Raw genomic sequence first — 11,418 nt, 5'->3', positions numbered from 1 at the left:
CAGAGATATGGTGCCGGGGTCATAGCCGGCATCACCTATGTTCTGCCACGCGGGCTGCTATGCTCAGCACCCACCATTGCGGGCCAGAACATTACCAGCCAGATAAAGGGAGCCACAGATCAGGACACGCCGTGGGGAATCACCTGCTTTTTCCGCAAGGCCTGCCAGCGCTGCCGGCACATCGGCGCAGGCAGCCGTATCCTCTACCCCAAGACCACGGGCTACCTGTGCCAAATGTTCGGGAGAACGACCCGCCAAGCTTCCCTGCACCGGAACAGTTCGGATACGAGAGGCAACACGGACCAAGGGTGCCAGAAAACCACCTTCATCCTTGGTATCGATCATACCAACAACCAGATCCAGCGGCCTGTCCTGCCACTGTGCACAGATGTAATCTGCCAGATTCAACCCGGCATCCGGATTATGACCGCCATCAAGCCAAAGATCCCACCCCTTTGGCAAAAGACCTGACAGAGGTCCCTGACCCAGGTTCTGCAAACGCGCAGGCCAGACGACACGTGGCAGCCCACGCCCCCACGCATCAGATGGGACCATGCCAAGCTGCTCAATCACGGCCAGGGCAAGAGTAGTATTATGGACCTGATGCCCCCCGGGCAGAACGGGGGCAGGAAGAGTATGAGCCGCCCCATTCAACCCCGTATAAACCAGAGACCGATCATGCAGCACACCGGAAAAGTCCCTGTCCTGCAACAGGATCGGTGCCCCGATTGCGGACGCAGAAGACTCCAGAACCGGGAGCACATCTGCTTTCTGCTTCATGCTGATACACGGCACCCCGGCACGCATAATGCCGGCCTTTTCTGCAGCAATGGCCGCAACCGTATCTCCCAGATAGGCTTGATGATCAAGAGAGATAGAAGTCAGAACAGTCACCGAGGGTTTCTCGACAACGTTGGTCGCATCAAGGCGACCACCCAGACCGGTTTCAAGCAAAACAACATCAGCCGGTACGCGCGAAAAAGCCAGAAAAGCTGCCGCAGTTGTCACCTCAAAGAACGTAATGGGCTGCCCGGCATTACAAGCCTCGACCTCTTCAAGAAGAGCAGACAAGGCTTGATCTGTAATCCGTGAACCAGACAGAACAATGCGTTCATTGAAGCGAACCAAGTGCGGAGAGGTGTAGGCATGCACACGCAGGCCACCTGCCTCCAGCAAAGCCCGCATCGTTGCCAATGTCGAGCCTTTACCATTGGTCCCGGCAACATGGACAACCGGCGGCAGAGCGTTCTGTGGATTCCCGAGACGCCCCAGCAGAGACCACATACGGTCAAGGGAAAGATCAATAGCCTTGGGGTGGAGCGCCATAAGGCGCTCCAGAACACAGTCCGGACCCACGACGGGGGGAGAGATCAACATCAACCGTTCCTTTACTCCTGCCCGTCACTCCGCCGGAAAACGTGAACGCAGCGGCACCACCTGTCCCGCCGGCCCCCGGTGCCGCAGAAGATTCAGGATATTCCCCAAGACCCCGGGCAGCTCCTGCCGGGTGGCAACAATGTCAACCATACCATGCTCACGCAGATACTCCGCCTTCTGGAACCCTTCGGGCAACTTCTGGCGAATCGTGCTCTCAATCACACGGGCACCGGCAAACCCGATAACGGCACCGGCTTCAGCCACATGAATATCCCCCAGCATGGCAAAGCTTGCCGTTACCCCGCCCGTAGTTGGGTCCGTCAGGAGCACAATGTAGGGCAGGCCCTTCTCCTTAACCTTGTCCACAGCCACCGTGGTACGAGCCATCTGCATCAGGGACAGCGCCCCCTCCTGCATACGGGCCCCCCCGGATGCCGGCACAACGATCAAGGGCGCATCCTGTACTACAGCCAGTTCAGCTGCAGTAACAATGCCCTCACCGACAGCCATACCCATCGATCCGCCCATGAAGGCAAAGTCAAAGGCGGCGACAACGGTTTCAACACCGCCAATCGTACCGGTTGCCACGATAATCGCATCATGCTCCCCGGTCTTGGACCGGGCATCGCGAAGCCGGGACGAATAGCTCTTCAGATCCTTGAAGCGCAGGGGATCTTCCGCCACTCTGGGCAGTTCAACCCGCTTGTACTTTCCATCATCAAACAGCAGCTCCAGCCGCTTCTTGACGGCAATCCGCATATGATGGCCGCAGTGCGTACAAACATGGAGGTTCTTCTCCAGCTCGCGATGGAATACCATCTGCTCACACGAAGGGCACTTGACCCATAAATTGTCCGGCACATCCTTGGGACGAACCAGTTGCTGGATTTTGGGGCGGACGAAGTTGGTCAGCCAGTTCATTATCGGGAAATCCCGTGTTGCCTCGACTATAAAATAACCCACCTGTTCGGGGGCAGGACAGAGCGTATACCCTATTTCCCCGCCAAGCGCACCCCCTCTGCCAAAGAGGCTACAAACCCAAGCGCTGTCGGCACCTGCCCCAACCCTTTGCCCTTGTCGGCAATCACCTCAACAAGGGCAGAGCCAACGACAACGGCATCGGCAAATCGGGCAAAGGCGGCTGCCTGATCCGGCGTACGAATCCCGAAACCCGTTGCCACAGGCAAATCGGTCATCCGCCGCAGGCGATCGACAGAAGAACGAACTTCTTCGACATCGGCAAGGACGGTCCCGGTTACTCCCGTGACAGAGACGTAATAAAGGAAACCACCCGCACGGTCCAGTATGACCGACAAACGGCGACTGTCCGTCGTAGGGGCCGCCAAGCAAATCATATGCAGGCCGTTATGAGCAAGATCCACAACAAAGGACTCGGCTTCCTCGGGCGGAAGATCCACAAGAATCACACCATCAGCACCAGCCTCCGCCGCATCCGCAGCAAAACGGGCCGGCCCGTAAGAATAAACAGGATTGTAATACCCCATCAGAACAACCGGCGTCTTGCGGTCCTGCCGACGGAATTGCCTCAAAAGCTCCAGCGTACCCGGCAGGGTCATACCCGCCTTCAAAGCACGACCGGCTGCTGCCTGAATGGTTGGACCATCAGCCATGGGGTCCGAGAAGGGCATTCCCAGCTCGATGATATCAGCCCCGGCTGCCGGTAAACCGGCCATAACCTCCAGGGACAAAGCCGGATCAGGATCACCGGCCATAATATAGGTCACAAGAGCAGCCCGCCCTGCCTGCCTCAGGTCGGCAAAACAATCATCCAAGCGATTGACCACAAGGGTCGATGTATGGGTGTGCATTGGTCTCTCCATCTTCACAGCGCAATCCCCATGGCCGCAGCCACAGTGTTCATGTCCTTGTCCCCCCGCCCGGACAGACAAACCACCATCCGATGATCCTGCGGTAAATCCGGTGCCACACGGATGGCATGCGCCAAGGCATGCGCTGACTCAAGAGCCGGTATAATACCCTCCCGCCGCGTCAGACGATGAAAGGCTTCCAATGCTTCCTCGTCTGTGACCGATACATATTCAACACGCCCTGTATCATGCAACCACGCATGTTCCGGACCAATCCCGGGATAATCCAGACCTGCTGAAATGGAGTGAGCCTCTGCAATCTGCCCATCATCATCTTGCAGGATAGAGGTACAGTTGCCATGCAAAACACCGGGACGCCCCCCGGCCAGGCTGGCGGCGTGCTTGCCCGTTTCCAGGCCATGCCCCGCTGCCTCCACCCCGATAATGCGGACATCACGGTCATCAAGAAAGGGATGGAACAAGCCCATGGCGTTGGATCCACCACCAACACAGGCCACCAGGCTGTCTGGAAGCGACCCACACTCACCCTGCATCTGGGCGCGGGTTTCCTCGCCAATAACACACTGAAAATCACGTACCATGCTCGGATAGGGATGCGGACCGGCAACAGTCCCGATCAGGTAGTACGTATCCCGGACGTGGGCAACCCAGTCCCGCAGCGCTTCATTCATCGCATCCTTGAGGGTTGCAGCACCACTCTGGACTGCCCTGACATCGGCCCCCAGAAGTTTCATGCGGAAAACATTGGGCTGCTGCCGGGCGATATCTGTCGCCCCCATATAAATGACGCAGGACAAGCCAAACAGGGCGCAAACCGTTGCGGTTGCAACCCCGTGCTGACCTGCACCGGTTTCGGCAATAATACGCGTCTTCCCCATCCGACGGGCCAGAAGAATCTGCCCCAGGCAGCTGTTGATCTTGTGGGCACCGGTATGGTTGAGGTCTTCCCGCTTCAGGTAAATCTTGGCCCCACCCAGCTCGTCACTCAGACTGCGGGCCAGATATAGCGGACTGGGACGTCCAACATAGGCGGATAACAGCTGGTTCAACTCGGCCCGGAACGCGGGATCTCGGCGAAGGGTATTATAAGCCTCCTCAACCTCCAGGATCAGCGGCATCAGGGTTTCTGCAACATAGCGGCCACCATAGATACCAAAATGGCCGCGCGAATCGGCTCCCCCACGCAGGGAGGAGGAATCTGGATGATGTGTCATTGAACAGTCGTCTCATCAAAACAGGAAAACAAGGGAATGGCACAGCAGCCAATCCCACGGGGCAGCCTTTTACCAGGCCCCTGTTCCTGTCCAGACTGTAGCGCTCAAGACCAAGCGCCGCATGGACCGCATCGGCGGCCGACGCCACACGCGCCCTGCTGACAACAAGGAGAAAAGAGGAAACACACACGGCTCCCACGGCAACCGTAAACGAACAGGGAGAACGGTCGCACATCCTGAACCAGGACGCAAGAGGCATCGCTATTCTACTGCTGGGTACCCGCTGCGCTCCGACGGGCCAGCACATCCTCAAGCGCCTTGTTGAAGGGAGGAATCACGCTTGCATCGACCGATGCCTTGCCAAACATGTAATAGACAGGGCCATTATCAAGCAGATAGCCAGGGTACAACGTGACCGTATCATCCAGCCCGTTTCTATAGATGGAATACAGGCCGGATCCACTGTCTGTCAGGAATGCATCAATCCGCTTGGTTGCCACCAAGGCAAACTGGTCCTGCCGGGGATCTTCAACAACAACCTTCTTGAAAGCAGGGTCATCAACCAGCTTTTCATACTCTCCACCGATGTAGGTATCAGCTACAACGCCAAGCCGTAGCGGTGTTCCAATGAACGAGGACAAACCAGTCAAGGTCAGCTTCCCCACGTCCGCACTGCGAACAAACAGACCCAGCGTCTCCTGGCGATACGGACTGCTGTAATGATGATTCCGGGCCCGCTCCTTGGTCCAGGAGGCCCCCCCGATCACATCAATCTTGCCCGACAGAAGACCACTGAGAAGGCGACTCCAAGAGGTAATTTCAACAACCAAGGGACACCCAAGGGCCTTGGCTGTCTCGCGAATAAGCGCAACATCATCGCCCAAAGGGGAACCACTGGGGCTGACATACTGGTAAGGCGGCCAGTCCGGCGTAATGCCAAAATACAGGGGGCGGCTGCATGTTCCACGTTCCCAGCGCATGACGGGGCCGGATGCCTCTGCCGGGCGCAACGGCCCATCAACGGCCAGAAGAAGCGCAAGAGCAGCACATACAGCCGCACCAAAACGCCTTGGACATCCCCAGAAAGAAGCCATTGCGACACTCTCCTGCCGTAGCACCCCGTTCTTTTCCCCGATGGCAGTGGAACACGCCACCAATAACACCGCAAGAACGTTCTGGATTGGCTGTCTGACGGGATAAATGACCGACCCTGGAACCTGCTATAAAGGCAACTTCGAGTATAAGAACTGGACACAGCTACGGATATATCTCCGTACAAACATTATGTGCACCATAAAGCAGGATCTTCCTAGTGCTGTGCAAATGACTTGGCATGATCCCCCAAGGCAACCAGGCGCGTTTCTGCCCTTTCTACCAGCAAGCGACAAGAGCCGGACGTGGCCTGCCTGTACAAACCGGCCGCGGAATGCCAAAGCCCCGCAGTCTCGTGCAGGCCGGCCAGTCGGTATGCATCCAGCCCTTCCCTGTCAGCTTGGCAGGTCTCTAGAAGCACAGCCAGGGCCAAAGGATAGCCGTGAGCGTTCAGCACGGATCGAGACTGTGCCACGCGCCGGAAATACAAGGCAGCCCGCGGGTATTGCCCATGAAGAAAAAATGATGTAGCCCGCCAGTACGTTGCGATGGGCTCTCCGCGCGTTCCCTCACAGGCATGTACAGCAAAGGCTGTTGCCCGCAACGCATGCTCAACCCACGCACGTTCATCAAAGCGCGACGGCGGCAAAGCCAGATAACCGCTAACAGCATCAAGTGCACCCTCAATCGCAACCGGACACCGTGCATTGCTGTCGATATTCTGTCCATTACCAGAATTTGGAGGGACTGTGGGAGGACGGGACAGAAAATCAGCAACTGAGGAATGGTCACCTTCAGCAAGACGCGGAGACGGTCTTGGTTCAGGCGCACTGAAATCAACAAAAGGCAGGGAAGAAGCGTCATGCGGAGCGCCAACTGGTACTTTCGCTTCTCCATCTTGCGAAACATGCAAGGCAGAAGGCGCACCAAAGTAGCGTTTCTCCAAAACAGGCGCCGATGTATCAGCAACATCAGACTCTGGACTCTGTACACATCCAGATACCAAAAGCATAATCAGTGAAAGTGTAAGGACAGGACGCCAAGAAAACATCAGACGGAAACCCAACATGCAAGCCAGAGTACTTTTGCGCACAGACACTACCATGACACGAATACAATGAATGGCACAATCCATGTGACATAATACGCAAAAAAGTCCCCCGTTGTAGCGGAGGACGAAGGCAGAAATTCAGAATAACGTACTGTCATTGTGCCTGCTGGCTCTAGGCCCGCCGACGGTCAGCATAACTTCTGACCTTTCGGCTCATTGCTTCAAATGCATCCCTGAGCGCGATCGCAATATCCTCACCCCCATCGCTTTCATGGGGGCCGCGTTGCACCACCAGCACATCACCGGGCACGGCAACGTCTATACCAACCTGGAACGGCTCTCCCTTGTGATATTCGACATGCGGGCTCTTCCGCTGCTTACCTATCGTGACACGGCAACTGATAATATCAGGACAAAAGCGCCCAAGCTTGGCGACCTTGTCATGCACCTTCTGCTTTACCGAATCGGAATGATCTACACCATGAAAGGAAACCTGAACGGGAATCTGCATCAAGGCCTCTCCCTTGGATCGGACCCCACCTTCTACTCGTGCGGTAGCAGTGGGGCGCTGAAAACACCGGCCACCAGAGCTGACCTGCACACCATCCAAGGGCTGCGTAGATCATGCCCAACGGCCAGATCTATGGGGCGCAACGCCGCGCCCGGGAATTCAGACAACCGTCTGTTTATAAAGACGACTCTGATTCACTTACCCTCGTATTCTGATCCCTTTTCCCCAACGCTGCAACAGGCATCAACAACCTTCACCGGAGGATATTTCTTGCCCCTTGCAAAATATGGGAATCTCCACCATATGGGCCCCTACCTGTGGAAAAAACGGATGCACTGCATCCTGCAACCGAAGCAATCATGATGACCAGAGGAAAACCATGACGATCACCGAAGAAAAGATGACCTTCCAGGCCGAGGTCAACAACCTGCTTGATATAGTGGTAAACTCTCTTTACTCGCAGCGGGACATCTTCCTGAGAGAGCTGATATCAAATGCCTCGGATGCCTGCGACAAGCTGCGTTATGAGGCACTGACCAAGCCTGAGCTGATTGCTGAAAACAGTACCCTCGCCGTACGGTTACAAACCGATCGTGATGCGGGAACCTTGGTCGTTGCCGATAATGGTATTGGCATGAGCCGTGATGAACTTGTCACCAATCTGGGAACCATTGCCCGTTCCGGCACCAGCGAATTTCTGAAGTCACTGTCCGGCGACGCCCGCAAGGATATGACCCAGATCGGCAAGTTTGGCGTTGGCTTTTACTCTGCCTTCATGGTTGCCGACCGGGTTGAGGTCGTATCGTGCAAGGCCGGTTCAGAAGAGGGATGGAAATGGTCCAGTGACGGGCGCGGCAGCTTCACGGTGACAGAAGCCCCAGGTGCCACGCGCGGCACCGTCATTACCCTGCACCTGAAAGAAGATGCAAAGGAGGATTTCCTGGAAGGATGGACCCTGCGCAAGGTTGTAAAGTCCTATTCCGAGCACATCGGGCTGCCAGTCATTCTGGTGGGCGGCAACGATGGCAAAAGCGATGATGAAACACTGAACACCGCCTCGGCTCTCTGGACACTGAACCGCAATGACATCACAGAGGATCAGTACAAGGACTTCTACCAGCACGTTGCCCATGCCTTTGACACACCATGGATGACAACGCATTACCGTGCTGAAGGAACTCTGGAATACACGGCTCTTCTGTTCGTGCCGTCCGAAAAACCTCTGGATTTGTTCGAACCATCCCGTCGCCAGCATGTGAAGCTCTATGCCAACCGGGTCCTGATTTCCGAAAGTTGCGAAGAACTTCTACCAGCTTGGTTGCGTTTTGTGCGTGGCGTCGTGGACAGTGCGGACCTACCGCTGAACGTCAGCCGTGAAATGCTGCAAAACAACCCGATGGTATCGAAAATACGCACGGGCCTGGTCAAACGTCTCCTTGCCGATCTGAGCAAGAAGGCCAATGACACGGACAGCTGGCTTGTTTTCTGGAAAACATTTGGCCCCGTCCTCAAGGAAGGCCTGTACGAAGACTTTGAGCGGCGTAATGATATTCTGGAACTGGCGCGCTTCCATTCCACAGCCAGCGATACACCCGTCAGCCTGACACAATACCTGGAACGCATGAAGGATGGACAGGAAGCCATCTATTTCATAACAGGCGATTCCACAGAAGCCCTGCGCAAAAGCCCTCAGTTGGAGGGTTATCTTGCACGCGGGATCGAGGTTCTTCTCCTCTCTGACCCTATTGATGAGTTCTGGACCGGCATGGTGCCGTCATTCCGTGACAAGCCGTTCCGTTCCGTTAGCAGCGGCGCAGCCGACTTGGATACAATTGCGTGCGAGGACAGCAAGCCTGACGAAGAAAAAGACGTGCCACCAACCGATCAAATGGACCGGCTGGTTGCCGTGCTGAAAGGAACACTGGGCGACAGGGTCAAGGATGTTCGTCCATCGTCACGTCTGACAACATCTGTGTGTTGCCTTGTTTCGGACGAAGGCCAAATGTCCATTCATCTGGAACGTCTGATGCGTCAGCACAGGGGTGAAAAAACAGATGGAGCCGCTGCACGGGTTCTGGAAATCAATCCAGGGCATGCCTTGATCCGCAGCCTGGCAGCCCGGGCCAATGAAGAAACAACCAGTCCGGCACTGGAAGATGCAGCGTTTCTCTTGCTGGATCAGGCACGGATTGTTGAAGGGGAACTGCCCATTGACCCCGCCGCCTTTGCAGGACGCATGGCTCGCCTGATGGAACAAGGACTGGTTTAATTGAAAAAGACAGCCTGACCGGTGCCACAAAACCCGGTCAGGCTGTCGCTACGGCTTCGTAAACAGCCGCTGCCCTTGACGTGTCGTCACATACCGTCAATGGCAAGAAGACAACAAACGTCGAGCCTCGTCCTATAGCTGACGAAACACGGATGCTACCGCCGAAACTCTCGACAATCTTGCGGCTGACAGCCAGCCCAATGCCACGTCGTCCGCATTCTGTCACGGAACTGGAACCTAGCTGAAAATCAAAAAGATTGACCTGCGCATCATCCGGAATGCCAATGCCGTTGTCAGCAATGGATACCTCCACTCCCTGTTCTGTGCAGCATACAGAAAAGCGTATCTCCGGTGCGTGTCCTGCTTTCTTGTACTTCAATGCATTATCAAGAAGATTGCCAAGAACCCGGCACAACATGTCACGGTTACAACGCACATCGGCATCCGTACCGATAACCCGCACCAAGGCGCCGGCGGCTTCAATCTGCCCCCGGAGAGCATCACAAACATCGTTGATAACATCCATGACAGAGACCTGATCGGCGTGCACCTGAACACGTGTCAGGGATATGTAGTCCAGAAGGCCCTCAAGGGACCGGTCTATGCATAACGCACCCTCCGATGCCAAACGCAAATACTCGCGCTCTCCCTCACCCAGAAGCGATTCTATACGACGCTCCAACAGGCCAAGATAGCCGGATATGGAGCAAGCCGGGCCTCTGATATGGCTGGATACAAGGGCTGCAATCTGATCCAGATCCTTGTTACTACAGCGCAGGGCCGCGCGTTCCTCGACCAAGGCAGCCTGAGCATGACGTCGTTCCGTCACATCAACAACAGACATAACAAGACTGACCGGATCGCCACCCGCACGGCATACCATGGCCAGCATCCGGTCAACCCAGATAACCTGGCCAGAACGATGCAAGCCGCGTTTCTCAACATGACTGACTGTGCATTCGCCCCTGAGCATGGAGGAAATGACATCCCGCTCGGCCTGTACATCTTCTGGGAAAGAAAAATCATGGCATGAAAGACCCACAACAGGGTCAGAGGCGTCATACCCAAACAGGCGGACAAACGCATCATTGGCTACAACAATACGGCCATCAAGATCCATCAGGGCAATACCAACGGCAGCCTGACGGAAAACAGCCTGAAAACGGACGTCAGCCTCTTCGCGTGCACGCTCTGCCTTTGCACCTGCCCGGGCCGCAGCCACGGCCGTTGCCTGCCAGCGGCTGGTCATAACCCAGCTGAAGGCAACGATAGCAGCATACTGCAGCATTTCCGCAACAAGGATAGTTACGGAATTGACATTACCAAGCTGCAGAAAATCAATACCGGGCGGCAGGGAAACACCATACATTCCGCGGCTGCCCATGGCCACACCCAGAAAGAAAAGAATAATGGCACCAACCGTGCCCGCTTCGCCTTCGACAGATGAAAACATCCTCCATGCTGCAACCCAGCAGAAAAAAGCCGCAAAGATTCCCATAAGAACCATACGTGCCGGCAAGCTGGGATCCACAATCGTGAACCAGGTAATCAGGAAAGCGAAAACAACAACACCCAGTACAGATGCCAATGTAACCCGGAACGAACGGCGCATACCACTGAGACGGTCGACCACGACAAGAGACAGGGCGATAACCACCAGCAAAGAAATATTGGCGACAATGACAAACAACCAGTCCCCAGCAGATCCACGCAGGGCAAGCAGAAAACTGCCCAAGGCCTTGAGTATCTGGGACAGGCATAAAGGTGCCATAATAGGGCGCCATCCTGGAGCAAAGGCCATTATGCCGGTCGTTACTGCCATCAGGGTTGATATCGCCACCATCGATACCCATAACGTTGGCATATCAAGCATTGGTCCGTTCCCCCGGCAATCCCCATCCGCCCGGTCGCGATTATGGCAGAAGCGTTCTCGTGGACAAGCCCTGTGGTGTATGGTCAAGCATCCCCCTTGCCAGAACCGATGGTTTGCATAGGATGGTCCGGGCGTCCGGTGCCTGGAGCGATCACGCCTTTCATGATCTGAGTGGAGCCTG

At 55.8% G+C, this 11,418-nt stretch carries 9 protein-coding genes; 1 reads left to right on the top strand and 8 read right to left on the bottom strand.

What is annotated here, in order from left to right:
• Positions 1-63: 63 nt before the first annotated feature.
• The 7 genes from HEQ60_RS09350 to HEQ60_RS09320 form a co-directional block, all read right to left on the bottom strand.
• Positions 64-1,377: a bifunctional folylpolyglutamate synthase/dihydrofolate synthase gene (locus HEQ60_RS09350; RefSeq protein WP_168071418.1), complete on the bottom strand. Its 1,314-nt coding sequence runs from the start codon at positions 1,375-1,377 to the stop codon at positions 64-66.
• Between the two features lie 24 nt (positions 1,378-1,401).
• The gene (gene accD / locus HEQ60_RS09345; RefSeq protein ID WP_168071417.1) at positions 1,402-2,298 is read right to left on the bottom strand and encodes an acetyl-CoA carboxylase, carboxyltransferase subunit beta; all 897 of its coding nucleotides are present in this window, start codon (positions 2,296-2,298) and stop codon (positions 1,402-1,404) included.
• A 71-nt stretch (positions 2,299-2,369) separates the two neighbouring features.
• On the bottom strand, positions 2,370-3,206 hold the full coding sequence (gene trpA, locus HEQ60_RS09340) for a tryptophan synthase subunit alpha (RefSeq protein ID WP_168071416.1): 837 nt from the start codon (positions 3,204-3,206) through the stop codon (positions 2,370-2,372).
• Between the two features lie 14 nt (positions 3,207-3,220).
• A complete protein-coding gene (gene trpB, locus HEQ60_RS09335; RefSeq protein WP_168071415.1) occupies positions 3,221-4,441 on the bottom strand; it encodes a tryptophan synthase subunit beta in 1,221 nt (406 codons plus the stop codon).
• A 266-nt stretch (positions 4,442-4,707) separates the two neighbouring features.
• Positions 4,708-5,535, bottom strand: coding sequence for a substrate-binding periplasmic protein (locus HEQ60_RS09330; RefSeq protein ID WP_168071414.1), 828 nt, complete (start codon positions 5,533-5,535; stop codon positions 4,708-4,710).
• 215 nt (positions 5,536-5,750) lie between these two features.
• The gene (locus tag HEQ60_RS09325; protein WP_209315496.1) at positions 5,751-6,626 is read right to left on the bottom strand and encodes a hypothetical protein; all 876 of its coding nucleotides are present in this window, start codon (positions 6,624-6,626) and stop codon (positions 5,751-5,753) included.
• 130 nt (positions 6,627-6,756) lie between these two features.
• Positions 6,757-7,095 carry an HPF/RaiA family ribosome-associated protein gene (locus HEQ60_RS09320; protein ID WP_167805152.1) on the bottom strand — a complete coding sequence of 113 codons (339 nt, stop codon included), beginning with the start codon at positions 7,093-7,095 and terminating at the stop codon, positions 6,757-6,759.
• 385 nt (positions 7,096-7,480) lie between these two features.
• On the opposite strand from HEQ60_RS09320, the gene htpG reads away from it, so the two are divergent.
• Positions 7,481-9,364, top strand: a complete 1,884-nt coding sequence (gene htpG, locus HEQ60_RS09315) for a molecular chaperone HtpG (protein ID WP_168071425.1) — start codon at positions 7,481-7,483, stop codon at positions 9,362-9,364.
• Between the two features lie 37 nt (positions 9,365-9,401).
• Here htpG and HEQ60_RS09310 read toward each other — a convergent pair whose 3' ends face one another.
• Positions 9,402-11,237, bottom strand: coding sequence for a sensor histidine kinase (locus tag HEQ60_RS09310; protein ID WP_168071412.1), 1,836 nt, complete (start codon positions 11,235-11,237; stop codon positions 9,402-9,404).
• Between the last annotated feature and the right edge of the window lie 181 nt (positions 11,238-11,418).

Source organism: Haematospirillum sp. H1815 (genome assembly GCF_012102705.1).
Taxonomy (GTDB): domain Bacteria; phylum Pseudomonadota; class Alphaproteobacteria; order Rhodospirillales; family Rhodospirillaceae; genus Haematospirillum.
This window is presented reverse-complemented; position numbering and strand designations above follow the sequence as displayed.